At 71.3% G+C, this 23,090-nt stretch carries 21 protein-coding genes; 13 read left to right on the top strand and 8 right to left on the bottom strand.

The window, feature by feature from the left end; translation table 11 throughout:
• Positions 1–69 precede the first annotated feature (69 nt).
• A complete protein-coding gene (locus ACP95_RS11515) occupies positions 70–807 on the bottom strand; it encodes a pirin family protein (protein WP_049981345.1) in 738 nt (245 codons plus the stop codon).
• A 198-nt stretch (positions 808–1,005) separates the two neighbouring features.
• Here ACP95_RS11515 and sod point away from each other — a divergent pair, with 198 nt between their 5' ends.
• Positions 1,006–1,608, top strand: coding sequence for a superoxide dismutase (sod, locus tag ACP95_RS11510; RefSeq protein WP_049981344.1), 603 nt, complete (start codon positions 1,006–1,008; stop codon positions 1,606–1,608).
• A 224-nt stretch (positions 1,609–1,832) separates the two neighbouring features.
• Here the strand turns inward: sod and ACP95_RS11505 are convergent, their stop codons facing one another.
• The gene (locus ACP95_RS11505; RefSeq protein ID WP_049981343.1) at positions 1,833–2,246 is read right to left on the bottom strand and encodes a Rieske (2Fe-2S) protein; all 414 of its coding nucleotides are present in this window, start codon (positions 2,244–2,246) and stop codon (positions 1,833–1,835) included.
• Between the two features lie 92 nt (positions 2,247–2,338).
• Between ACP95_RS11505 and ACP95_RS11500 the strand changes: the two genes are divergently transcribed.
• From ACP95_RS11500 to ACP95_RS11480, 6 genes are read left to right on the top strand one after another with little or no spacing between them, the layout of a single operon-like run.
• On the top strand, positions 2,339–4,186 hold the full coding sequence (locus ACP95_RS11500) for an aldehyde ferredoxin oxidoreductase family protein (RefSeq protein ID WP_049981342.1): 1,848 nt from the start codon (positions 2,339–2,341) through the stop codon (positions 4,184–4,186).
• The gene (locus ACP95_RS11495) at positions 4,183–5,136 is read left to right on the top strand and encodes a DUF7124 domain-containing protein (RefSeq protein WP_049981341.1); all 954 of its coding nucleotides are present in this window, start codon (positions 4,183–4,185) and stop codon (positions 5,134–5,136) included. The genes ACP95_RS11500 and ACP95_RS11495 overlap by 4 nt, the downstream gene beginning before the upstream one ends.
• Positions 5,137–5,185: 49 nt before the next feature.
• Positions 5,186–5,452 carry a hypothetical protein gene (locus ACP95_RS11490; protein WP_049981340.1) on the top strand — a complete coding sequence of 89 codons (267 nt, stop codon included), beginning with the start codon at positions 5,186–5,188 and terminating at the stop codon, positions 5,450–5,452.
• The gene (locus ACP95_RS15790; RefSeq protein WP_154018529.1) at positions 5,452–5,595 is read left to right on the top strand and encodes a hypothetical protein; all 144 of its coding nucleotides are present in this window, start codon (positions 5,452–5,454) and stop codon (positions 5,593–5,595) included. Before ACP95_RS11490 ends, ACP95_RS15790 begins: the two co-directional genes overlap by 1 nt.
• Complete coding sequence (locus ACP95_RS11485; protein ID WP_049981339.1) at positions 5,595–5,948, top strand: hypothetical protein; 354 nt, start codon at positions 5,595–5,597, stop codon at positions 5,946–5,948. Before ACP95_RS15790 ends, ACP95_RS11485 begins: the two co-directional genes overlap by 1 nt.
• A gap of 39 nt (positions 5,949–5,987) precedes the next feature.
• Positions 5,988–6,179: a hypothetical protein gene (locus ACP95_RS11480; protein WP_049981338.1), complete on the top strand. Its 192-nt coding sequence runs from the start codon at positions 5,988–5,990 to the stop codon at positions 6,177–6,179.
• 82 nt (positions 6,180–6,261) lie between these two features.
• Here ACP95_RS11480 and ACP95_RS11475 read toward each other — a convergent pair whose 3' ends face one another.
• Together ACP95_RS11475 and ACP95_RS11470 are read right to left on the bottom strand one after the other, a co-directional pair.
• Positions 6,262–6,888: a TorD/DmsD family molecular chaperone gene (locus tag ACP95_RS11475; RefSeq protein WP_049981337.1), complete on the bottom strand. Its 627-nt coding sequence runs from the start codon at positions 6,886–6,888 to the stop codon at positions 6,262–6,264.
• Positions 6,878–9,010, bottom strand: coding sequence for a 4Fe-4S dicluster domain-containing protein (locus ACP95_RS11470; RefSeq protein ID WP_049981336.1), 2,133 nt, complete (start codon positions 9,008–9,010; stop codon positions 6,878–6,880). The genes ACP95_RS11475 and ACP95_RS11470 overlap by 11 nt, the downstream gene beginning before the upstream one ends.
• Before the next feature lie 274 nt (positions 9,011–9,284).
• Here ACP95_RS11470 and ACP95_RS11465 point away from each other — a divergent pair, with 274 nt between their 5' ends.
• Genes ACP95_RS11465 through ACP95_RS11450 form a run of 4 tightly spaced genes read left to right on the top strand, consistent with a single transcriptional unit; the run spans position 9,285 to position 14,572 of the window.
• On the top strand, positions 9,285–12,497 hold the full coding sequence (locus ACP95_RS11465) for a formate dehydrogenase subunit alpha (RefSeq protein ID WP_049981335.1): 3,213 nt from the start codon (positions 9,285–9,287) through the stop codon (positions 12,495–12,497).
• 1 nt (position 12,498) lies between these two features.
• Positions 12,499–13,176 carry a 4Fe-4S dicluster domain-containing protein gene (locus ACP95_RS11460; RefSeq protein ID WP_049981334.1) on the top strand — a complete coding sequence of 226 codons (678 nt, stop codon included), beginning with the start codon at positions 12,499–12,501 and terminating at the stop codon, positions 13,174–13,176.
• Positions 13,173–13,583: a hypothetical protein gene (locus ACP95_RS11455; protein ID WP_049981333.1), complete on the top strand. Its 411-nt coding sequence runs from the start codon at positions 13,173–13,175 to the stop codon at positions 13,581–13,583. Before ACP95_RS11460 ends, ACP95_RS11455 begins: the two co-directional genes overlap by 4 nt.
• Positions 13,580–14,572 carry a cytochrome b/b6 domain-containing protein gene (locus ACP95_RS11450; protein WP_049981332.1) on the top strand — a complete coding sequence of 331 codons (993 nt, stop codon included), beginning with the start codon at positions 13,580–13,582 and terminating at the stop codon, positions 14,570–14,572. The genes ACP95_RS11455 and ACP95_RS11450 overlap by 4 nt, the downstream gene beginning before the upstream one ends.
• Positions 14,573–14,653: 81 nt before the next feature.
• Here ACP95_RS11450 and ACP95_RS11445 read toward each other — a convergent pair whose 3' ends face one another.
• Positions 14,654–15,052 (bottom strand): hypothetical protein, encoded by a 399-nt coding sequence (locus ACP95_RS11445; protein ID WP_049981331.1) that lies wholly within the window; start codon positions 15,050–15,052, stop codon positions 14,654–14,656.
• A 95-nt stretch (positions 15,053–15,147) separates the two neighbouring features.
• Here ACP95_RS11445 and ACP95_RS11440 point away from each other — a divergent pair, with 95 nt between their 5' ends.
• Positions 15,148–15,327, top strand: a complete 180-nt coding sequence (locus tag ACP95_RS11440; protein ID WP_049981330.1) for a hypothetical protein — start codon at positions 15,148–15,150, stop codon at positions 15,325–15,327.
• 69 nt (positions 15,328–15,396) lie between these two features.
• On the opposite strand, the gene ACP95_RS11435 is transcribed toward ACP95_RS11440, so the two are convergent.
• Together ACP95_RS11435 and ACP95_RS11430 are read right to left on the bottom strand one after the other, a co-directional pair.
• The gene (locus ACP95_RS11435) at positions 15,397–18,903 is read right to left on the bottom strand and encodes a UvrD-helicase domain-containing protein (protein WP_049981329.1); all 3,507 of its coding nucleotides are present in this window, start codon (positions 18,901–18,903) and stop codon (positions 15,397–15,399) included.
• A complete protein-coding gene (locus tag ACP95_RS11430) occupies positions 18,900–20,939 on the bottom strand; it encodes a hypothetical protein (RefSeq protein ID WP_049981328.1) in 2,040 nt (679 codons plus the stop codon). Before ACP95_RS11430 ends, ACP95_RS11435 begins: the two co-directional genes overlap by 4 nt.
• 129 nt (positions 20,940–21,068) lie before the next feature.
• On the opposite strand from ACP95_RS11430, the gene ACP95_RS11425 reads away from it, so the two are divergent.
• Positions 21,069–22,061 (top strand): asparaginase, encoded by a 993-nt coding sequence (locus ACP95_RS11425; protein ID WP_049981327.1) that lies wholly within the window; start codon positions 21,069–21,071, stop codon positions 22,059–22,061.
• Positions 22,062–22,094: 33 nt separating this feature from the next.
• Here ACP95_RS11425 and ACP95_RS11420 read toward each other — a convergent pair whose 3' ends face one another.
• Positions 22,095–23,075: an AAA family ATPase gene (locus ACP95_RS11420; RefSeq protein WP_049981326.1), complete on the bottom strand. Its 981-nt coding sequence runs from the start codon at positions 23,073–23,075 to the stop codon at positions 22,095–22,097.
• Positions 23,076–23,090 lie beyond the last annotated feature (15 nt).

Raw genomic sequence — 23,090 nt, 5'->3', positions numbered from 1 at the left:
ACAACACGATCACGGCAACAGGTTCTGGGGCGCCGACCGTCCTCGGCGCCGGTCACGAGCCGTGATCGGTCAGAGCACGAACGGGCCGCGCTGTCGGATCGGCTCCCCGTGTGGGTCGCCCGAAACCGCAACCATGCGAAGCTCCTCGCCCTCGACGGCGACGCCGCCGGCGTCGGTCGTTGGCCACACGTCACCCTCACCGAACGCCCGGCCGTCGACCGTTCCCTCGCCCGCGACGCCGAACAGGAAGCCGGCCCAGCCGTCGGGCGCCGTCCACTCCCAGGTGCCGTCCACGCGCACGTCGTGATACTCCATCGACGTGTGCGGCGACAGCGGCGACCCCTCGCCGACGACGGTCGTGACGGTGGCGCCGTCGACGCGCTCGGTCGGCAGCTCGTCGGCGTCGGCGTCCTCGTAATCGGCCTCGGCGTCCTTCTGCTCGCCGGGGAGGTTCACCCAGAGCTGGAGCCCGTTGCAGGCGGCGCCGTCGGCCGGCATCTCGGAGTGCTCGATGCCGGCGCCGGCGGTGATGTGCATCGCGTCGCCCGCGTGGGCGGTGTGGCTCACCCCCAGCGAGTCCTCGTGGTCCATCCCACCCTCCAGCATGTAGGAGACGATCTCGAACCCGCGGTGGGGGTGGTTCGGGAACCCGTCGTCGGGGTCGATGTAGAACCGCTCGAACAGCACGAACGGGTCGAGGTTCCGCGGGAACTGGTCGGTAGGGAACGCGCGCGTCGAGTTCACGCCGGTGCCGTGCCGTACCGTCTGGCCGGCGAGCGGCCCGTCGACGGCGTGGTCGGAGGACATACTCCAGACGAGTCCTGCTGGACGGATAACCGCGACGGCGGCGGCACGGCGAACGTACCTGTTCGTGGACTATATTCTGAAAAACTCGATTCTGAATCGTTTTGAAGCCACTTATCGGCAGATGCCGACCTATCGACTTTCGAACTTGAATCCGTTTCAGCGAACGTTCATACCGCCGGGGGTCGAACGCCCGGGTGCATGTCTGATTACGAACTGCCGCCGCTCCCGTACGACTACGACGCGCTGGAACCCTCGATCAGCGAGCAGGTGCTGACGTGGCACCACGACACCCACCACCAGGGGTACGTCAACGGCTGGAACAGCGCCGAGGAGACGCTCGCCGAGAACCGCGAGAACGGCGAGTTCGGCTCGTCGCCCGGTGCCATCGGCGACGTGACCCACAACGGCTCGGGGCACATCCTCCACGACCTGTTCTGGCAGTCGATGAGCCCCGAGGGCGGCGACGAGCCGTCCGGCGCGCTCGCCGACCGCATCGCCGAGGACTTCGGCTCCTACGAGGCCTGGAAGGGCGAGTTCGAGGCCGCCGCGGGCGCCGCCGGCGGCTGGGCCCTCCTCGTCTACGACTCCTACAGCAACCAGCTTCGGAACGTCGTCGTCGACAAGCACGACCAGGGCGCCCTCTGGGGCTCCCACCCCATCCTCGCGCTGGACGTGTGGGAGCACTCCTACTACTACGACTACGGCCCCGCTCGCGGCGACTTCGTCAGCGCGTTCTTCGACGTCGTCGACTGGGAGGAGCCTGCCGCGCGGTACGAGCAGGCAGTCGAACTGTTCGAGTAAACCAGCCGCGGCGAGCGACCGACGGCGACCTCCGTGTCGTCGTCGACGAGCGCGACGCCGTGGCTGTGTAACCCAGCCGCGGCGAGTGACCTGCCGCCGCCTCCGTGCGGCGATCACGAAGCTCGATGCCGTCGCTGTGGAAGCCACCTCGCCCGCTTCGGCTCCCCGCTGACGCAGCCCCTCCCGTCGACGGCGGCCTCGACGGTTGGTACCCCGCCGGCGTCTCAGAACGAGAGGTGGGAGGTCGAACTCGGCCCTTCGTCGTCGTCCAGCCCGCCGTCGTGGAGGTAGCTGTACCCGTCGTCGACGAGGAACACCTCGCCCTCTCTGACCTCGATATCCACAGGCCGCAGCGACGAGCCGGCGGCGGGGCCGTTGCCGCAGTCGCCCTCGCAGGTGTCGAACAGCGAGCCGTGCTTGGGGCAGATCAGCTCGCCGTCCCGGATCGCCGCCCCGCGGCCGGTGTCGAAGCGCTGGTCCTCGTGGGGGCAGTTGTTGAGCCAGGCCTCGACGCCCGGTTCGGCCTCGCAGGGGACGAGGATCGCCTCCCGCTCGTTGGTGAACGCGTCCTCGACGCTGAACAGGTAGGAGCCGCCCGCCGGGACCGCGTCCACGGCCGCGACGTGTGTCCCACGCATCGACGGCACGTCGACGCCGCCCGACAAAAGCGTAGCGCCGCGACGACGCCGTCGGGCAACGCTTTTAGCCGTGCCCACCCTGGGAGTGACAGATGCAACGGGAGTCGGTGCTGCGCGTCGATCTCACGCGGGGGGTCGCCAGCCGCGAGACCGTTCCCGAGCGCTGGCGCCGGCGCTACCTCGGGGGGAAGGGGCTCGGCGCACGCTACCTCTACGACGAGCTCCCCGCCGACGCCGACCCGCTCGGCCCCGAGAACCGCCTCTGTTTCGCGCTCGGGCCGCTCTCGGGCTACCTCCCTGGCGAGACGCGCTACGCCGCGGTCACAAAGTCGCCGCTGACCGGCGGCTTCCTCGACTCCTACGCGGGCGGCCAGTTCCCGCTCTCGCTCGCCGGCGCGCTGCCGAACTGTCTGGCCGTGATCGTGCAGGGCGCCGCCGACGAACCCACAACCCTCGTGGTCGAGGACGGCGAGGCCGACCTCGTGCCGGCGGAGAACTGGGGTGCCGACACCGTCGAGACCGCGGAGGCCTACCCCGACGCGAGCGTCGCCTGTATCGGCCCGGCGGGGGAGAACGAGGTGGCCTACGCCACCGTCGCCTCCGACGCCGGCGACCACCACGCCGGCCGCGGCGGCGTCGGCGCCGTCATGGGCGCGAAGCGGCTGAAAGCCGTCGTCGCCCGGGGCGACCGGCCCGAGATCCCGCCCGCCGTCGAGCGACTGCGCGAGCGCACCGACGCCGAGTACGCCGACCACGCGACCGGGCGCTGGCAGGCCGCCAGCGGCACCCTCGAGTCCGTTGAGTTCGCCGACGAGGTCGGCGCGCTCGCGACCGAGGGCTGGCAGGCCGGCCAGTTCGAGGGCAGCGAGGGTGTCGGCATCGACGCCGCCCGGGAGGCTGCCGTCGAGCGCGAGCGGCCGGACGACCGCGTCCCCGGGGGCTTCCGCGTCGACACCGAGGAGGGCGAGAGCGTCCCCCGCGGCGCGGCGCCGATCAGCCTCGGCGCGGGCCTCGGCATCGACGACTTCGACGCCGTCGCCGCGCTGGGCGCCGCCTGCGACCGCCTCGGCGTCGACGTGATCGAGTCCGGCAGCGCCGTCTCCTGGACCGTGCTGGCGGCGGAGGCCGGCATCGTCGACGAGGCCGTCGAGTTCGGTGACGAGGCAGCGGCCCGCGACCTCGTCGAGCGCATCGCCCGCCGCGATGATCCGCTGGCGGACGCGCTGGCCGACGGCGTCGCCGAGGCGGCCGCGTTCGTCGAACCCGACGCCGGGGCCGGCGAAGCGGCGCCCGACGCCGATCTCTCCGGCGAAGAGCTGGTCCCGACCGTGAAGGCGATGGCGCTGCCGGGGTACGACCCCCGCGGCGCCGAGGGGATGGCGCTGGCGTACGCCACCAGCGACCGCGGCGGCTGCCACCGGCGCGCCCGCCCGGTCGAGGAGGAGGTGTTCCACGAGCGAACGCGGGCCGAGACCGTCCGCGAGGTGGCGGAGGCCCAGACCGCCCGCTCGGTGCTCTGGAGCCTCGTCGCCGACGACTTCCTGGGCGACGTGCTGCGCGAGGATCTCGGCGCCGAGTGGCTCCGCGCGGTGGGTATCGACCACGACGCCGAGTCGCTGGCCCGGACGGGCGAGCGCATCTGGACGCTGATCCGGCTGTTCAACGCCCGCGAGGGGTTCGACAGCGCGGACGACGACCTGCCGGCCCGGCTCCGCCAGGCCCGCGCCGACGGCGCCGCAGTCGACCCGGAGGAGTTCGAGCGCACGCTCGCCGCCTACTACGAGTACCGCGGCTGGGGCCGCGACGGGCTCCCGACCCGCGAACTGGTCGCGGCGCTCGATCTCGACGGCGTCGTCGACGCCGAGACACCGGTGTCGGCCGACGCGCCCGCCGCGACCGCCGCCGACGCGACCGCTCCCGACGACACCCAGACAGAATGACCGACAGGATCGATCTCGACGACGTTGCACAGCCCGACGAGGAGGCCGAGGAGGACCGCCCCAACCCCGGCGACTGGCTCTGGCGCGGCGAGGGGTCGCCCGACGACGAGCCCGACGCCCCCGACCGCGGCGTCGACATCGGCGCCGACGACTTCGGCGACGCCGACGCCGCGACGCCGCGGATCCCCCGGGAGAACGACGACCGACCGGTCGGCGTCCCCGTCGAGGGCGGCGGCGCCGGAGGGTCGGCGGCGGGCTCGGGGAGTAGCCCGACCGGCGGCGTCCCCCCGAGCGACGGCGAGGGCGCTAGCGACGCGTCCGAACCCACGAGCGACGATCCGGCGAACACCGGCGATACGCCGAGCCGCGCGTGGGGCGAGGCCGCGCGGGAGCAGGGCGAGTCCGCGGGGGCGAACGACCCCGGCGGCGCCCAGCCCGGGACGCCGAGCGAGGGCGACGGGGCGACGCCGAGCGCGAGCCGGACCGCCGAGGGCCACTCCCGCGGCGAGGAGTGGGAGAACGCCCAGCCCGTGGAGCAGTCGGAGTCGACGCCCGGGGCGGCCTCCCACGGCTCCGCGCCGACCCGGACCGCGGACATGACGATGGCGTTCTCCTACCGCGCGATCCGCCGGTTCGAGAACGTCCACGCGGTGCTCGCCGACGCCGAGAACTGGACCGACTACCTCGGCATCGTCGGCGACGTGGACGCGACGGTGATCAACAAGTACCAGCGCGACAACGTGCTGGATCTCGACTTCTTCAACGGCTCCGGCACCGGCCCCGCCGAGCGGCTCGCGGCCGTGGGTCCGAACTCGATGTTCCACGCCGAGCGCATGGTGCTCGTCGGCGTCGACGAGCGCGAGCAGGCGTGGGCCGAGGAGGCCGACTGGGAGTTCATGCCGCTCGACACCGCGGCCGCGGAGGCCGACTGGGAGCTCGCCGACGACTGATCGCCCGCCGACCCTGGGGTTTTTGACTCGACGGCTCAATGTGTGGCCCATGAGTCTGACAGACGCGTTCCAGCGGTCCCGAATCCTGACGGTGGCGCTGCTGGCCGCGATCGCGTGGTTGGTGTTCTCCACCGCCCGCGTCCTGGGCCAGTTCGAGTTCTGGTCGCCCGAGCCGGTCGGCATGACCCCCGCCGCGGGCGTCGTCGGCCTGCTCGTGATGGCGGCGACGATCCTGTTCGCCGCCGTGGTGCTGGGCGCCTTCGAGAGCGACGAGCCCGCCCCCGAGGCGTGGCCGCCCGAGGACGCCGCCGAATAATGCAGTACGTCTGCACCGAGTGTGACTCGATGGCTCGGTTCGGCGCCGAGACCGGGCCGGTCGACACCGAGTGTCCGGTCTGCGAGCAGGTGACCCGCTGGGAGCCCGCCTTCGAGGGCGAGGCACAGGGGGTGTCGTTCTGATGGCGCTCTCGGTGACCATCGGCGACCGACTCGCCGACGCCGCCGGGGAGTGGGCCGACCAGCGTATGCTCGACGACGACGACGCGCTGGAGCAGAAGCTCGAACAGGCGCTGCTCGAGGTCGAACACCTCGCCTCGGGCACGACGGAGATCGAGTTCGAGCTCGACGGGCGGACGCTCCACTACGCGCCGAGCGACGAGCTGGCAGAGCTGCTCGACGAACAGGCCGAGCGCGTCGACGCCGAGCCGTCGGCGGTGCTCGAACTCCACCTCGAGCTGTTCGCTCGCACGTTCCTCCCGGAGGACACGGTCCAGCCGGGGGCCGGCCCCGGCGCGCCGGCCGAGGACTGGTGAGGGAAAACGACTAAGCCCCGTCGGGCCAAGGCTTTCTCCATGGCTCACAAGGACAGTGGCTGGCGTCCGGACGGCGCGATGGACGCGTTCGGCGACTACGAGGTCTGGGAGTACAACCTCGGCCCCCACGAGATCAACGAGGGCGAGGTCGACGGCGAGATCGACTTCGGCGAGTACCAGGACGAGGAGGGCGAGTTCGCCACCTCCGTCGACGACCTCGACGACGAGTAACGCCGTCGCTTCTTCCTGCGGTTCTTCGAACGAGTAGCGGTCGCTGGCCGTCGTCGACGCCAATACGGAACCGGAGAACGCGCTACAGCAGCTGCGCGACGATCTCGTCCTCGAACGACGCCGTCCCGGCGGCGATCTGTGCGCCGGCGACGAACAGCGGCTCGTCGGTCTGGTCGATCAGGTGGTCGGTGAACTCCTCGAGCCACGTCAGCAGGTGTTCGTCGAGGAACACGCGCTCGAAGCCGACCGTCTCGTCCTGGCCGGCGCGCTGGCGGTCGATCAGGTTCCGCAGGAACGCGAACTCGACGGCGATGTGGTCGTTCTCCTCGCCGTACTCCTCGGGCGGGTTCCAGCCCGCGGCGCCGTAGCTCGCCTCCACGTCGGCCAGCCCCTCGCCGATGAACTCGGTGTCCTCGCGGTAGTACGTCTCGTGGGGCAGCACCTCCGGGCGCGGGCCGACCATCAGGGCGGTGTACTCCCGGGCCAGCTCGTCGACGACCTCCGCCACGTCGCGGCCCTGGTTGGCCTCGACGAACTCCTCGAGCGCGTCGAAGCCGGCGTCGAGGTGGTCGTTCACCTCGTCGCCGGGCGTCTCGATCTCGCCGGCGAGCAGCCGTTCCACGAACGCCTCGTCGGGCGTGTCGTGGAACACTTCGATCACGAAGTCGACCAGTTCGATGCGTGCGTCGTAAACGGCGTTATCGTCCATTGTTGTCCCCTTGGAAAACGACCTGCGCGCGGCAGTTGTCGCAGTACTCGAAGATGCTGTGCTCGGTGTCGCCGGCGACGCCCTCGACGAGGTCGCCCACCTCGTCGCGGACCGACTCCATCGACCCGCGGCTGGTGAACGGCGTTCCGCAGCGCACGCACTCGAGCATCTCGCCCTCGAACACGGGCTCCCACTCCTCGCCGTCGCGGTTCTCCGGCAGCCGAGAGCGCTCCAGCCCCGGCTCGATCGTGATGGCGCCCTCCGGGCAGCCGCTCTCACAGAGGCCGCAGTTCACGCAGTCGGCGTGGTTGAACTGGAGCTCGCCGTCGTTCGTCCGCTGGATCGCGTCGGTCGGACAGAGCGTCGTACACGTCGGCGTCAGGTTGCAGTCGTCGGACACCTCCATCCGGCCGAACGTGTCCAGCCCGCGGATCACGTCGCGGTCCGGGTCGGTCTCGTCGACGATCCGGCGAACCGACTCGAGCGCCCAGTCGTGCGTCGTGAACGGCTCGCGGGGCGAGTCCGGGCGACCGGTGCCGGTCGCCTCGTGCTCGCCGGTCGGGAGCGGCGAGGCGTCGAGCCCCGCGACGAACGCGTCGAGCTCCTCGGCGAACCCGGCGGGGTCGTCGCCCTCGGGCGCGAAGAAGGCGGTCCGTGCGCCGAGCCCGAGATCGCCGGTCGCGACGTTCATCCGGTCGACCAGTTCGGCCTTCGGGTCCGGGCCGGAGTGGAGACAGGCGTCGCCGCAGCCGACGATCGCGACGCCGTCGGCGCCGGCCGCGAGCGCGTGGAGCACGTTGGCCTCGCCGACCGTGTCCGTACAGTTCACGCGGACGGGGAGGATCGGCTGGTAGCCGGCGTCCTCGCCGCGGCCGGCCCGGCGCCCGTAGCTCTCCAGGGCGTCGGCGGCCTGCTCGGAGCAGACGAACGCGACGACCGGCGACTCGATGCCGGCGTCGCCGCCGAAGAACTGGCTGATCCGGCCGCCCTCGTCGATGTCCAGCAGCGACTCCACCTCGCGGGCCAGTCGCTCGTTCGTCGGTTCGCGGAGTTGGACGGCGCCCGTCGGACAGGCGGAGGTGCAGGCGCCGCAGTCCATGCACGCGGTCTCGTCGAACGCGACCTCGTCGACCGCGGGCCGGGAGACCGCCTCGTGGGGGCAGGCGTCCGTACAGCGCGTACAGCCCTCGACGCCCGAGTCGCCCGAGGCACAGATCTCCATCTCGATGTCGAGATGCTGGGGCTTGGAGATCCCGCCGAGCTGGCTCTCGACGGCCGCGGCGACGCCGCCGTCGAAGTGGCTGAAGTAGCCGAGCTGGCCGCCGCGGCTCTTCGTCGGGCCGCCGGGGTACACCACTTGATCGGCGGCGATCGTGCGCTCGACGCCGTCGGGTTCGATGGCGTCGACCGGACAGCAGTCGAGGTAGTCGCCGTCCGGCGCCTCGGGAGCGATGTCGACGGGGTAGCTGGTGACGCCCTCGTCGGGCCCCTGCTTCACACACTCCATACAGCCGATACAGTCCTCGGTGACGCGGGCCTCGAGCGCCAGCTCGAACTCGCCGAACGAGCCGGACACCTCACGCACGCGACCGCGCTCGACGGTCACGTCGTCGAGGTCGTGTTCCGGGTCGGCGAAGTCGCGGCCGTTCGGGACCAGCGTCACGTCGGCGCGGCCGGCGAGCGACGACGCCGCGGCGGCGTCGCCGACGACGACGACGTGGTCGCCGGCCTCCTTCGACACCGTCCGGGAGGGCGACTCCTCGCGCAGGCCGGCGACGGTGGCGTCGATGGTGCGGGCGGTCTTCTCGGTGGCGGCGGGCGTGTCGTGTACCCAGCCCGAGCCCTCGCGGTGGTCGACGAACGCCGTCGCGTCGGGGTGGAGCCCCTGGGCCTCGGCCATCTCGCGGATCCGCCGCTGACAGCCGGCGTCGGGGGCGGTCGCCACCACGTGGTCGAGGTCGTACTCGTCGACGACGGCGGCGGCCTTCTCGAGGCCGTCGCCACAGAGGTGGCTCGCGCTGGCGACCACCTCCACGTCGTCGTCGCCGACGCCCTCCCTGACGCCCTCGGCGTCGATGGCGTCGGGGGCGCCGCAGTCGCAGACGAACGCGCCTACCTTCATCGTCCGAGCGGTAACCCACCGGCCGCATTAGGGCTTGCGACACGGGCAGTAATTCTTTTGGGTGCCCGAAACCAACTTGATAGTTCGTGATATACGTTTCGTGACAGCGGTTCATCTATCTGATGTGGGTGAAACCAGTTTCACACGGGAGGTGAAAAACCGTTTAGGAACGGCTAAAACCGACATACACGGGTGCGATGGATTGAAGGTGGGTCCGTTCATGTATCCGCTAATTCGTGCCAGCTAGTGTCAGTTGGTGCGACAGGATACAACAATGAGCTCAGAACCAGTCTCCCTCGACCTGGACCGCAGGTCGTTCCTGAAAGCCAGCGCACTCGCGGGTGCGGTGGCGCTCGGGGGCGGCGGCGCGGGACAGGCGCTCGCACAAAGTGACGGGGAGGTCGACGGAGCCGACGAAGAGGGCGAACTCACGAAGACGGTCTGTAACTTCTGTGCCGTCGGCTGTGGGTTCCGGGGCGAACGACAGGGCAACGCCTTCGTCGGGCAGGAGCCCTGGCACGAGAACCCGATCAACAACGGGTCGCTCTGCTCGAAGGGGGCCGCGATCTACGGCAGCGAACACTCCGAACGCCGGCTCAAGCATCCGCTGATCAAGGAGGGCGACACCTCCTGGCGGAAGGCCGGCTGGAGCGAGGCCCTCGAGAAGGTGGGGAGCGAACTCAACCAGATCCGGGAGGAGCACGGCCCGGACTCCGTGATGTGGATGGGGTCGGCCCACTTCTCCAACGAGGAGTCCTACGCGTTCCGGAAGCTCTCGAGCCTGTTCGGGACCAACAACTGCGACCACCAGGCGCGGATCTGTCACTCCACCACCGTCTCCGGCCTCGCGAACACGTGGGGTTACGGGGCGATGACGAACACGATCAACGACTACCGCAACTTCGACCTCAACCTCATCATCGGCCAGAACCCGGCCGAGGCCCACCCGATCGCGATGCAGCACATCCTCGAGGGCCAGAAGCGCGGCGGCGAGATCGCCGTCGTCGACCCGCGGTTCACCAAGACCGCGGCGAAGGGTGACTACTACTACCGGATGCGGCCCGGCACCGACGTGGCCCTGATGATGGGGCTGATGAAGTATCTCCGGGACGAGCAGAACCTCGACCGGGAGATGCTCGAGGAGCGGGTGATGGGCTGGCCCGACGTGGAGGTCGAGCTCGACCAGTACGACCTCGAGACCGTCGAGGACATCACCTGGATCAGCCAGGAGCAGATCCGCGAGCTCGGCGACCTGATCGCCGAGAACGCGCCGAAGGTCCAGATCGAGTGGGCGATGGGCGGGACCCAGCACAACAACGGGACCCAGAACATCCGCTCCTACGCGCTCACCTCGCTTGCCTCCGGGAGCGCCGCCCAGTCCGGCGGCGGCCTGCAGGTCATGCGTGGCCACGCGAACGTGCAGGGGGCGACCGACCTCGCGGTCGCGAGCCACATCCTGCCCGGCTACTACTCGGTCGGCTCGCCCGGCTCCTGGCAGTACTGGGCGGACGTCTGGTCGAAGAGCCCCTACACGAGCGGCGAGATCGGCTTCGAGGAGCTCTACGACGAGTACGACCTGATGCCGGAGGACCGGTATCTGGAGCAGTCCGACTCCGACGAGATCGACGACTCGTTCCCGAGCGAGCGCTCGATGATGTTCCAGAAGGGGATGACCGTCGCGCGGTGGTTCGACGGCGGGCTCCCCCAGGAGGAACGGCTCAACGAGACGCCGCTGTACCAGCCCGACGAGCTGAAAGCCGTCATCATCTGGGGGCACTCGCTGAACTCCATCTCGGAGATGCAGAAGATGAAGGACGCGATGGACCGGATGGATCTGGTCGTCGTCGTCGACGTGTTCCCCTCGGTGGCGTCGGTGCTCTCGGACCAGGACAACGTCGTGATCCTCTCGGCGGCCTCCCAGTACGAGCACCACCGCTCGCTCACCAACTCCCACCGCTCGGTGCAGTGGTCCGAGCCGGTGCGGCCGCCGTCGCACAACACAAAGCCGGACCTCGAGATCATGCAGGAGCTCGCGGCCCGCTTCGGCTTCGGCGACCACTTCGACTGGGGGTCGGGCTCCGGCCTCTACAACGGGAAGAGCACCTACGAGGAGGTGCTCCGGGAGGTCAACCTCGGCGTCCGGACGATCGGCTACCAGCAGGATCCCCAGCGCCTGCAGGAGCAGCAGGAGTACGACTACGCGTTCTCCACGGACAACCTCCGGTGTGAGGAGGAGGGACTGCCGGTCTCCGGCGAGTTCTGGCAGCTCCCGTGGCCCTGCTGGGGCGAGGGCCACCCCGGGACGCCGATCATCTGGAACGACGACCTCGACCCGCGCAACGGCGGGCAGGACTTCCGCGCTCGGTGGGGCGTGCAGGCGCCGACGCCCGAGGAGTGGGCGGAGATGGACACCGACAAGGAGTACCCGATGCAGGAGACGTACGATCAGGAGGGCGAGGAGGGCCTGAACCTCCTGCGTGACCCGTACACGCCCGACTGGGAGTCCGACTTCGACCAGGAGGTCCAGGGCGTCCCGCAGTACCCCGGCTTCGCGACGACGCTGCCGGAGGACTACAGCAACCCGGACCAGCTCTCGCTCCCCTACGCCTACGCGCTCGACCCCGACCAGTCCGTGTACGACACGGCGGTCGCGATGAACGAGCGCTACGGCGCCGACTTCGACGAGGAGTTCTACGCCCAGTACGACTACGCCCAGCCCGACGCGCCGACCGGGCGTGGCCGCGCACGGGGCGTGGTCTGGGGGTTCATGGACACCGTGCCGGTTCACCGCGAACCGGTCGAGAGTCCGCGCCCCGACCTGGTGGAGGAGTGGCCCGCGAACGGCCAGCAGAAGAACTTCTACCGGCTCGACCAGAACAACGCAACCGTCCAGGAGCGGGCGACCGCCGCGGCGAACGACCCCGGCGACGAGTCGGCGTTCAGCACGGTGATGACCACGGGCCGACAGGTCGAGCACCAGGGCGGTGGGGCGGAGTCCCGCTCCAACGAGTACCTGGCCGACCTCCAGCCGCACATGTACGTGGAGATCCACCCGAACATGGCGGAGGAGATGGGGATCGACGGCGGCGACCTCGTAGTCGTCTCCACCACCGACCGCGGCTCGGTGCTGGTCAAGGCTCGCGTCACCCCGCGTCCCGGCCACGGGCCGGAGGAGGAGGAGATCTTCCTCCCGTTCCACTGGGGCGGCATCGCGAAGGGTGAGGACCTGCTCGAGAAGTACCCCGACGGCAACGAGCCGTTCGCCATCGGCGACTCGGTGAACTTCATCACCTCGCGCGGGTACGACGTGGAGACCCAGATGCAGGAGACCAAGGCGGCGCTGGCGAAGGTTCGGCCGGCCACCCAGGAGCTCGTCGACGAGCTCAACATGGACGTGGACCTCGAGACGTTCACGTTCCCGCAGGACGAGGACGGGTTCGGCATGCAGAAGGACTTCGACACCCGCGACAACACGACGGTTCAGTAAGATGTCTACCAACGAATCAAACACGGAAGTACTCGGCCAAGGGGTGATGAGCACCGGCGAGGATACGCGCATCTTCCCCGACGTGGCCGCGTGTATCGACTGTGGCGGCTGTGTAGTCGCCTGTAACCGAACGTGGGACGTGCCCCGCGACGAACAGCGCATCAGCATCTCGACGATGCTCGAGGGCGAGGAGGGGCCGGAGGGGCTCAACGCGAACCCCTCCGAGGCGATGGCCCAGGGGCAGGAGCCCGGCGAGACCAGCGTGCCGATGCAGTGTTACCACTGCGAGAACGCGCCCTGTGTGTCGGTCTGTCCGGTCGACGCCCTCGTGAAGAAGGACGACGGGTTCGTCGACGTGCGCGACGACGTCTGTATCGGCTGCCAGTACTGCCTCTCGGCCTGCCCGTTCGGCGCCCCGCAGTTCCCGGGCGCGAACGACGGCTCGGCGGAGATCTTCGGCACCGGCGGCACGATGGACAAGTGTACGATGTGTCAGGACCGACAGGACGTCGGCAAGGGGCCGGCGTGTGCCGAGGAGTGTGCGACCGACGCCATCCTCGTCGGCACCTCCGACCAGATCGCTGACGAGCTCGACAAACGAGACTCCGGGACGTTCTTCAACGACGACGCGATGGAGATCGTCTTCGGTGCCGACGACGCGGAGGCGTTCGGCGTATGAGCAACTCTACCGCGGAGAACGGCGCCAGCAGCTACTCGGGGACCATCGTCGCGGTCAACGCCGTGATCGCGGTGGCGGTCTCGCTGGGCGCTGTCTGGGTCGTCAACGGGTTCAACGTGTTCTACGAGCGGCTGGACCGCGTCTCGCCGACCGTCGAGGGCGGCGGGATCGGGGCGGCGTTCGCGGAGGGTAACGAGATCGGCTGGCTCGTGTTCATGGTCGAAGCGATCCACGCCATCGACGTGCTGATGGGGCTGTTCATCCTGGTGATGGTGTTCGTCCACTGGGGCGCGTTCCGCCGCCTCGCGAGTCGGATGCGCCAGCCCGGCGAGTCCCGCGCGATGCCCGACGGGGGCGCGTCGACGCCCGACGATTCCGGGGCCGAAAACGGAGGTGAGCGTCGATGACGAACCTCGACCACGGGAAGTTCACGCGCATGACGACGGTGTTCCACTCGCTGCTCGCCATGGACGTGTTCTTCCTGTTCTTCACGGGGTACGCCATCATGTTCAACGACGAGCTCTGGTGGATGCTCACCCTGATGGGCGGCTCCGGCTCCGTCGCCGCGCTCCACCGCGTGTTCGGCGTCGGCCTGCTGGCGCTGATCACGTTCTGGGCGCTGATGATGGTTACCACGGACACCGGGCGCTCGAACTTCAGCGAGGTCATGCCGTCGCCCGGCGACATGAAGGCGTTCGTGCAGGACATCCAGTTCGTGCTGGGCAACGCCGACGAGCGTCACCCCAACGCGCGCCAGTTCGCGGGCGGCACCGCCGACGAGATCCCGCTGCTGAGCTACGTCGGCAAGGGCGTGATCTTCATCTTCGCCGCGGAGCTGACGCTGCTGTCGATCTCCGGGCTGCTCATCTGGAGCAAGACCGGCCTGATGCAGTACTTCGCCACCCAGACGGCGGCGATGGCGTTCGTCGTCTTCCACGGGCTACTGGGCGTCGTGATGCTGATGGGGGTCATGTTCCACATCTTCGAGCACGGGTTCCACCCGGCGTTCTACCCGGTGGAGACGAAGGCGTTCATCCCGCGCTCGATGATCCCCGAGGAGCACAGCGACGACGACGACGAGGGCACCGGCATCGAGCGCCTCCAGCTCTCCCCGAGCTGGGCGAGCGCGTCGAACCTCGCCGGCGCGGCGACGGTGATCGGCATCGTCAGCGTGCTGACCGCAAGCATCTACGACACCGGCTACCCGGTGTCGACAGAGCTGCTGGTCGGCGGCGGGCCGTCGAACCTGCTGCTGACCGTCGGCGTCAACATCGGCGTGCTCGTGCTGTTCTTCGGCATGGTGCTGTCGGTGTACGGTAACCTCGTCCGCATCCGCTGGGAACAGCAGATGGCGGAGGAGGAGACCGACGGCGCCGAGGCCGAAGCCGCCGACTGAGGCGGTTCTTCCTCCCTTCCGTTCTCACGGTCGCCAGCGGCGCCGCTGGCTCGGGAACGCACTCGAAAGAAGATCGACGGGTTACGAGATCAGCTCGGCGCTCTCCGTCGAGAGCTCGACGGTCACGTCCTCGGTCGCGTGCTGCTGGATCTGGTCGATGTTGCGCGTGAGCACCTCGAGCACGTCCTCGGGCTCGGGGTACACCAGCATGTTGCCGTCGTCGTCCTCCATCACCAGCTGGGTGTCCGAGAGCTGGATCTGGCCGTCCTCGATCGACGCGACGATCGCCGGGAGCGCCTCGGAGCCGCCGGGCTCTCCCTCCTTCACCTTGGTGATGTAGAGGCTGTCCATCCCGATCAGGTCCTTGTACTCCCGGACCCGCTCGGCGGCGCTGACCATGTCGCGAGTCACCGCCGTCTTCTCGGGGTTCCCGTGTTCGCCCTCGTAGCAGTGTTTGCACACCCGCAGTTCCATCCGCATACCCCGGCGTGGGGGATGGGGGCGGATATAGCTGTTCACCTCGGCCGAACTGTCGCGGTCCGGGGAATTATGGTGGATGGGCTGTAAGCGGTGGTATGGCGAGTGAGTTAGTCAACATGGCCTACGCGTGGGCGGGCGTCGTCGTCGCCGTCGCCGGCGTGTTGGGCACGATGGCGCTGACGGACGGTCCGGAGGGGAACAACACGGCTTCAGGCGTGACGGCGATCGCCGTGGCGGTGTTCACGGTCGCCCTGGTCGCCTCGCTCACCCTGTAACCAGGGGGTCTTCTCTCGACCGATCGACCGTCGCCAGCGGCCGCGCCGGGACGCCCCCCGCGCCGATCCCTACTCCTGACAGTCCCAGCGCCGGTCCGCGAGCCGGTCAAGTCGGTCCCGCACCGCCGCCTCGCCCGCCTCGACGACCGTCGTCTCGCGGTGGGCGCCGACGGTCGTAACCGTCGCCGTCGCCGACACGCCCTCCTGGCGCTCCAGCAGCCAGGCGTACGTCGCCGCCTGCAGCTCGTACCGCTCCCGCAGCTCGGGCTCGGGCGGTCGGAGCCCGACCTTGAGTTCGTCGACGTGCCACTGGCCCGCATCGTCCACCGAGACCACGTCGGCCCGGCCGCCGACTTCGACGGCGAGCCCGGCGACCCTGGCGACGGCGTCGAGCGGCTCCTCGACGTAGCGCCGCGGGCTCGACACCAACCGGTCGTACACGTCCGTCTCGGCCAGCTGCGGGCAGAGCGTCCCCGAGACGTAGCGGCGCAACTGCTCGCGCTCCTCGGGCGCGACGCCGCGGGCGTGGGACTCGATCGCGCGGTCCAGCGCCCCCGGGAGCGGCCCCCCGCAGTCCTGCAGCGTCCCGGCGTCGATGCCCGCCGAGAGCGCGGCCGCGAACACGTCGTGTGCCACGTCGCCGACCACCTCCGGCCCCATGGTCTCGAAGGGGAGCGGGACGGTGACGCCGTCCTGCTCGGCGTGCAGCGCCTGGCCGCTGAGGTGGGCCAGCACGCCGTCATCCGGCGCCGCCGAGAGCTCGTACACCGTGCTCGGGTTGACGAACCTGGGCGTCCAGCCCCGCTCCGGGAGCGGCTCGGGCCGGTCGACGGTCGCCCCCTCGCGCGTCGAGTCGGCTGCGGACTCGGGGGTACCCCCCGCCGCGCGGTGGACGGCCACCGTCAACGGCTCGTGCTCGCCGGGCGTGTCGACGGTGTACTCCCCCGAGCGGTCGGCGTCGAACGCCAGCGCCTCACGCAGCGTGTCGACCCAGCGGTCCCGCGGCGTCGGCGCCGAGCGCCGCCCCGGCAGCGGGAGCACGAGGTGGTCCCGCGCCCGCGAGAGCGCGACGTACAGCAGGCGCCAGCGCTCGGCGCGCGCGGCCGCGACCGGCTCCCGAAGCGGCGGCGGGCCGGCGAGCCGCGGCTGATTGCCGTCGATCCACCGCTCGCTCGCCCACCGGAGGCCAGCCTCGCCGTCCCTTGGGGAGGCGCCGGCGTCGTAGGGGCCGCCCGAAAGCACCGTGCCGCCGAGGTCGGGGTAGGTGTCACCCGGGTCGAGTTTCGGCGGCGCGAGCGCGACGTGGCGGCCGTGGGCGACGAACTGGTCCAGGTAGGCGCCGTAGCGCCCCAGCCCCGTGCCGAGGTCGGCGACCGCCACCACGTCGTCCTCGTCGCCTTTCGCGCCGTGGATCGTGCGGAACGTCACGTCGGCCTCGGCGGCGGTCGGGAGCGCCGGGCCGCCCTTCGGGTTCCGCCGGGCGTGGTCCAGCCCGGCCGCGAGCTCCGCCAGCGAGAACGTCCGGTCGCCCTCCCAGTCGGCGACGACGCCGACGAGCCGGTCGAGCACGGCCTCGTCGGCGACGGCGGTCGCGCTCTGGTCCAGCGGGTCGGCCGCCAGCGAGAGCGTCTCGATCACGTCACGCACCACGTCCGCCCCCGGCGCGGCGAGGTGGTCGGCGCGCCGGCCCGCGAGCTCGGCGAGCCCCTCGACCACCGCGGCCTCGGCGCCCCGCATCGATCCGGCGTCGGCGACGGCGGCCATCGACCAGTCCGCGCGCATGAGCTTGTCGACGAGCCCCGTGACCGGCAGGTCGTCGTCGTTGACGAGGTCGAGGGTGGCGTCCTGTGTCGTCGGCGCGCGGAGCCAGTCGACGACCGCACAGACCGCGCCCACGAGCGGGTGGTCGAACAGCGCGCGGCTGGTGTCACGGACCGAGAGCCCGGCGTCGGCGAAGGCGTCGACGTACGTGTCCATGTGGGTCCGGCGGTGGAACAGCACCGTCACGCCCGGGTCGTCGCCGTCCTCGCGCTCGAAGCGCCCCGACGCCAGCCCCGTCGCGATGCAGTCGGCCAGCGCCTCGGCCTCGCCGAGCCCCTCCGCCGGATCGACCCACGTCGGCGACCCAGGCCGGCCGTGTTCCGGGAAGGCGGCGACGTGGACGCTCGGCTCGGGGGAGGGCTCCCGGACGGCCGAGAGCCGGTCGTACTCGCCGACGGCCCGCCCGTCGGCCGCGGCGTCGGCAGCGCCCCGGGTCGGGTCCGTGAACACCGGCTCGAACACCGTGTCGATCGCCGCCGCGATCGCCGGCCTCGGGCGGTACGTTCGGGTCGCGCTGCGTCGTTCGTGGGTGTCCCAGTCGACGCCGAAGTAGCGCCCCTCGCTCGCCGCGGCGTCGAACAGGCTCGGCTGGGCGTTGCGCCACGCGTAGATGCACTGTTCGCGGTCGCCGACCAGCAGGACGCGCGTGTCGGCGTCGACCAGCGGCGCCAGCGCGTCGTGCTGCGCCCGCGACACGTCCTGTGCCTCGTCGACGATCACCGTCGAGAGCCGGCCCGTCCAGCGCGCCCGCAGGCGCTCACGGAACGCGCTCTCGTAGCGGTCGTCCTCGAAGAACGTCGCGATCCAGTGGGCCACGTCGACGTGAGTGAGCACGCCCGCGGCGCGGCAGGCGTCGTCGTAGGCGTCGAGGTACGCCGGCAGCACCGTACAGAGCGCGTCGACGCTGTCGAGCCAGCGGTCGTGGAGGTCCTGATCTGCATCGACAACCGCGTCCGGGTCGCCCGAGGCGCTCTCGAGCGCTCGCTCGACCGCGCCACGCTCCTCGGCGCCGAAGAAGCGCTCCGCGTCGCGGAGCACCGCGGCCATCGACGCCGGCGGCCCGTCGGGGTACGCGCCCGAGACGACCGCCTCCAGTCGCTCCCGGAGCGCCGAAACCGAGAGCCGGCGCTCGCGACAGGCGCTGCGTGCGGCCGCCAGCAGCGCCGCCGTGTCGGCGTCGTACCGCCCGCCGGGGTAGCCGTCGTCGAGCGTCGCGAGCGCCCCGGCGAGCGACTCGTCGCTCCGGACCACCTCGAGCGCGTCGCCGTGCACCTGCGCGAGCGCGGCGCCGTCGCCGACTTCCGGCAGTTCCTCGAAGCCGACCTCGCCGGCCAGGGCCTCGAACACGGCGCCGAGCACGCTGTCGATCGTGCCGACGCGGTCGCTCCCGCGGAGCGCCGTCCCCAGTTCGGCCGCCGAGTCGGCGTCGAGATCAACCGGCGCCTCGGGATCGTCGGCGAACCCGCGGAGCGCCCGCTCGACGCCCGGGAGGATGCTCGCGGCGTCGTCCCGGGAGAACGACGTGAGACAGAGCGTCTCCGTCGGACTGTCGACGCCCGCCCGTGCTTTGCGCGCGAGGTCCTCGGCGGCGACGCTGTCGGCGGTGACCGACTTGCCGGCGCCGGGGCCGCAGTCGAGCACGAACAGCCCCGAGTCGGCGGCGAAGAAGGCGTCGCGGATCGCCGCCTGGGCGCCCTCGAGGCGGCGGTAGCCGTCCCCGCCGGTGTCCGCTCCGGCCGATCCCTTATCAGTCATCGCGCACCACCCCCGTCGGCGCCGAGGGCGTCCGGGAGCGTCCCCGTCGCCACCAGCGACTGCGCCGCCGAGGCGTCGACCTGCCGGGTCGGCACTTCAGCGAGCAGGGGCGAGCGCTCCCGCTCGGTCCCCTCGCGGTCCCGGTGGTAGCGCGTGCAGGCAAGCGTCTCGGTCGCGGCGCCGAAACCGCTCGCGAGGTGGTCGCGTTCGCGGGCGGCGGTCCACCGGCCGGGGACCGCCAGCCGACGAGCGGCGGCGCTGTCGCCCGCGACGACCGCCTGGCGGAGCGCCTCGGGGAACACGCTCTCCGGGCGGCGCGGCCAGACGCCGTCGACGAGCCCCACGGCGACGACGTGGGGCGCCTCGCGGAGCCACGCGTCCGTCGCGTCGATCACGTCGACGGCCGCCGCGTTGGCGTGCTCCCGGCGCCCGGGACGGGTGGTGACCACGCGCTCCGCGAGGTCGGCGATGGCCAGCCACGACCGCGGCACGTCGCCGGCGTCGAGCCACTCGCGGTACTTCGCCCGGGCGTCGGTGAGCAGCTCCTCGATCCGCGAGAGGGCGCGGGCGTACCGCGACGTCCGACCGAGGTCGGCGGCGTCGGACGCGAACACGGTCGGGAGCGTCACCGCGCGCCCGGCCGCGACCAGCGGCTCGAACGTCCGGTGGAGCGCGGCCGGCTCGGGGGTGTCGGGCTGCTCGCGGGCCCAGTCGAGGAACGACCGGAGTGGGTCCGCGCTCGCAGGGTCGAGCTCGCCGTCGTCGACCGCGGCGGCGAGTCGGTCGCCCCATTCCGGCAGGCTGGCCGCCTCGGGTTCGCTTTCACTGGTCGACGCCAGCGCCGCGCGCAGATCACCGACGGCGTCGGTGTCGAGCGGCCACGGAGTGGCGTCGGCGTCGTCGACCGCCGGTGGAACCCAGTGGAACTCCAGCGGCGCCAGTAGTTCGTCGAGGGTGAGCTCGTCACGTCCGAGCACCGCACAGACGGCCGCGAACTGCCGGTAGGGGATCGTCTGCTCGACCGGGAGCTGGGCCCAGACCGCGAGATTCACGCCGTGGCGGTCCACGGCGCGCTCCAGCGCCCGCTCGTACTCGGCGGCGTCGCGGGCGACGACCAGGACGTCGCTCGGCGACGCGCCGCCCCGGAGGTGGGCGGCGACGACGGCGGCCGCGAGGCGTGCCTCCTCCTCGGGGGTGTCGGCGACGAGCTCCGCGGCCGTGAGAACCTCCGGACGCGCCCGTCCGTCGTCGGCGTCGAGCGTCACTGGCTCCTCGAGGCGGTTCGGCAGCCGGTCGACGATCGCCGGGCCGGTGCCCGGGCGGAGCGAGAGCGTCACCTCGACCCCGGCGGCGGCCGCGGCGCCGAGCAGCTCCGTCAGCGGCGCGTCGACGACGCTCACGCCGGCGACCGCGAGGCGCTCGGCCGCGGGGAACGTCTCGCCCCAGAGCGCTGGCCGGTCGCGCAGGGCGTCCGCCGCCGCCGACAGCAGCGGCTCCCGGGAGTGGACCGCCCCGGCTCGGTCGATCAGCCCCCGCTCCAGCGCGCGGACGCCGGCGACGATGTCTTCGGTGTCCTGCCGGGCGACTGGGGGCAGGTCGTCGGCGACCGACGAGAGGGCGTCGAGTCGGCGCTCGTCCCAGCCCGTCAGCTCGGCGACGCGGCTGTGGGCAGCCGCGATCGTCTCGATGCGGGCGGTGAGGTCGCTGCCGATCGCCGCGCGGAGCCGCTCGTTGGCCGCCGTGTCCCTCTCGAGGAGGGCCTCGATGTGTTTCAGCCGGTCGATGCGGTCGATCGTCCCGCTCGGCGCCCCGGCCGCCTCGAGGAGTTCGGCGGCGATCGCGGTCGCGTCGGTGAGCCGGAGGCTGCTCCGCGGGCTGGCGCGCTCGGCCAACCGTCGCTTCAGGTTCCGGCGGTGGAGCCGTTCCGGCGTGACGACGAACTCGGTCGGTTCGGGGGCCCGGTCCGCCCGATCGAGCAGTTCGTCGGGGTCGCCGACGACCGCCCGAACGGCGCCCGGCGCGCTGGTGTCGGTCATGCGGGGGAGATACCGCGACGTGGTCCCCGACCGGTAAGAATCCGTGGGACGACCCGAACCCGCCGCGAGACTCTCGGCAACACTCGCCGCCATCATGCGGTGTATCGCTCGTCGGTGTGGGGCTGGGGCATGGAGATTACGGTACTGAGCACGGGCGGCACGATCGCCAGCACCGGTGGCGACGACGGGAAGACGCCGACGAAGGCGGGCGAGGAGCTCGTCGACGCCGTCCCGGGGCTCGACGAGTTGGCCTCGTTCACGGTCGAGCGGGTCGCGAGCGTCTCGGGGTTCGACGTGACCTGGGAGCGCGCGGCGGCGCTCCGGGACGCGGCCCAGCGCGCCGCCGACGCGACGGACGGGATCGTCGTCACCCACGGCACCGACACGATGGCCGAGTCGGCGTACCTGCTGGATCTGACGACCGATCTCGACGTGCCGGTCGCGTTCACCGGCGCCCAGCGCCCGTTCGATCAGGTCGGAACCGACGGCCCGCCCAACCTGCTCGCGGCGGTCCGGACGGTCGCCCACGACCGCGTCGGGTCGGGGACGTATCTCGTGTTCGACGACGAGGTCCACGCCGCACGCGACGTGGTGAAGAGCCACACCAGCGCGCTCTCGACGTTCCGTTCGCCCGAGCGGGGCCCGGTGGGCGAGTTCACGCCCGAGGGGCTTCGGCTGTTCCGGGACGCGCGAAGCTACTCGGCGGCGGCGCCGGCGGTCGACGGGGTCGACGCGGAGATCCCGGTGCTCACCTCCGGACTGGGGGCTTCCGGCGACGCGCTCCGCCGAGTCGTCGACCTCGAGGACGGCCCGGCCGTCGATGGCGTCGTCGTCGCTGGAACGGGGCTCGGCAACACGACGGGTGCGCTCTGTGAGGCGATCGGGGACGTTCGGGGGGCCGGCGTGCCGGTCGTGATCGCCTCGCGCTGCCACGGGGGCGCGACGGCGCCGCTGTACGGCGGCGACGGCGGCGGGACGACCCTCGACGACCTCGGGGTGCTGTGGGCGGGCGATCTCCCGGCGTGGAAAGCCCGGATCAAGCTCGCCGTCGCGCTGGCGGCCGGCGACGGCGGCGTCGACGCGGCGTTCTTCGAGCGAGGGCTCCGGGAGCCCGGGCGCTGAGAATCTGGCGGAGCGTCGGCAGCGGACGGCCGATCAGGCCTCGGGCGCGGCCTCGACGGTCGGTACCTCGACCGAGTCGAGCACGTCACCGATCACGCTCGCCTTCTCGACGCCGTCGACCTGGGCCTCGGGCGTGAGAACGAGTCGGTGTGCCAGCGCGGGGCCGGCGACGGCTTTCACGTCGTCGGGCGTCACGAACTCCCGAGCGTTCAGCGTCGCGTGGGCGCGGCTGATCTCGAACAGGCGCTGGGTGCCACGCGGCGAGACGCCGACCTCGACCCGGCGGTCCTCCCGGGTCGAGCGGGCCACGTCGGCGATGTACTCGAGCAGGTCCGGGTCGGCGTGGACCGTCTCGGGCACCCCCTGGAGCGTCTCGACCATCCCGTCGTCGAGCACGCGGTCGACGGAGGGAACCTGCTCGGTGCGGCCCGCGCGGCGACGGAGCAGTTCGATCTCGCCGTCGCGCTCGGGGTAGCCCATCGAGTCCTTCACCGCGAAGCGGTCGACCTGCGCCTCCGGGAGGGGGAACGTCCCCTCGCTCTCGACGGGGTTCTGGGTCGCGATGACGACGAACGGCTCCGGGAGCTCCCGGGTCTCGCCCTCGACGGTGACCTGCCCCTCGGCCATCGCCTCCAGCAGCGCGGCCTGGGTTTTCGGCGGCGCGCGGTTGATCTCGTCGGCCAGCACCACGTTGGCGAACACGGGACCGGGCTGGAACTCGAAGTCGCCCTCGTTCTCGTGGAACACGTTCGTCCCGGTGATGTCCGCCGGCAGGAGGTCCGGCGTGAACTGGATCCTGGAGAAGGAGAGCCCCAGCGCCGTCGAGACGCTCTGAGCGGTCAGCGTCTTCCCCGTCCCGGGAACGTCCTCGAGCAGCACGTGCCCCCGGGCGAGAACGCCCACCAGCACGGTTTCGAGGAACTCCCGTCGCACGATCACGGCGCCCTCGATGGCGTCGAGCACCGCCGCGCAGCGCTCGCCCGCCTCCGAGGCGGAGGGCGTGTCAGTCGTCATTCACTCGTAGGAGGC

It is taken from the genome of Halolamina rubra (assembly GCF_000739555.1).
GTDB classification, from domain to species: Archaea; Halobacteriota; Halobacteria; order Halobacteriales; family Haloferacaceae; genus Halolamina; species Halolamina rubra.
The sequence above is the reverse complement of the archived record's forward strand: the minus strand, read 5'-3'. Positions and strand labels throughout refer to the sequence as shown.

Coding starts and splice junctions, on each gene's coding strand:
- ACP95_RS11475 (WP_049981337.1), bottom strand. CDS start 6,888: ATGGACGATAACGCCGTTTACGACGCACGCATCGAACTGGTCGACTTC.
- ACP95_RS11485 (WP_049981339.1), top strand. CDS start 5,595: ATGGCGCTCTCGGTGACCATCGGCGACCGACTCGCCGACGCCGCCGGG.
- ACP95_RS11515 (WP_049981345.1), bottom strand. CDS start 807: ATGTCCTCCGACCACGCCGTCGACGGGCCGCTCGCCGGCCAGACGGTA.
- ACP95_RS15790 (WP_154018529.1), top strand. CDS start 5,452: ATGCAGTACGTCTGCACCGAGTGTGACTCGATGGCTCGGTTCGGCGCC.
- ACP95_RS11465 (WP_049981335.1), top strand. CDS start 9,285: ATGAGCTCAGAACCAGTCTCCCTCGACCTGGACCGCAGGTCGTTCCTG.
- ACP95_RS11505 (WP_049981343.1), bottom strand. CDS start 2,246: ATGCGTGGGACACACGTCGCGGCCGTGGACGCGGTCCCGGCGGGCGGC.
- ACP95_RS11420 (WP_049981326.1), bottom strand. CDS start 23,075: ATGACGACTGACACGCCCTCCGCCTCGGAGGCGGGCGAGCGCTGCGCG.
- ACP95_RS11445 (WP_049981331.1), bottom strand. CDS start 15,052: ATGCGGATGGAACTGCGGGTGTGCAAACACTGCTACGAGGGCGAACAC.
- ACP95_RS11480 (WP_049981338.1), top strand. CDS start 5,988: ATGGCTCACAAGGACAGTGGCTGGCGTCCGGACGGCGCGATGGACGCG.
- ACP95_RS11470 (WP_049981336.1), bottom strand. CDS start 9,010: ATGAAGGTAGGCGCGTTCGTCTGCGACTGCGGCGCCCCCGACGCCATC.
- ACP95_RS11430 (WP_049981328.1), bottom strand. CDS start 20,939: ATGACCGACACCAGCGCGCCGGGCGCCGTTCGGGCGGTCGTCGGCGAC.
- ACP95_RS11495 (WP_049981341.1), top strand. CDS start 4,183: ATGACCGACAGGATCGATCTCGACGACGTTGCACAGCCCGACGAGGAG.
- ACP95_RS11460 (WP_049981334.1), top strand. CDS start 12,499: ATGTCTACCAACGAATCAAACACGGAAGTACTCGGCCAAGGGGTGATG.
- ACP95_RS11490 (WP_049981340.1), top strand. CDS start 5,186: ATGAGTCTGACAGACGCGTTCCAGCGGTCCCGAATCCTGACGGTGGCG.
- ACP95_RS11425 (WP_049981327.1), top strand. CDS start 21,069: ATGGAGATTACGGTACTGAGCACGGGCGGCACGATCGCCAGCACCGGT.
- sod (WP_049981344.1), top strand. CDS start 1,006: ATGTCTGATTACGAACTGCCGCCGCTCCCGTACGACTACGACGCGCTG.
- ACP95_RS11500 (WP_049981342.1), top strand. CDS start 2,339: ATGCAACGGGAGTCGGTGCTGCGCGTCGATCTCACGCGGGGGGTCGCC.
- ACP95_RS11455 (WP_049981333.1), top strand. CDS start 13,173: ATGAGCAACTCTACCGCGGAGAACGGCGCCAGCAGCTACTCGGGGACC.
- ACP95_RS11450 (WP_049981332.1), top strand. CDS start 13,580: ATGACGAACCTCGACCACGGGAAGTTCACGCGCATGACGACGGTGTTC.
- ACP95_RS11440 (WP_049981330.1), top strand. CDS start 15,148: ATGGCGAGTGAGTTAGTCAACATGGCCTACGCGTGGGCGGGCGTCGTC.
- ACP95_RS11435 (WP_049981329.1), bottom strand. CDS start 18,903: ATGACTGATAAGGGATCGGCCGGAGCGGACACCGGCGGGGACGGCTAC.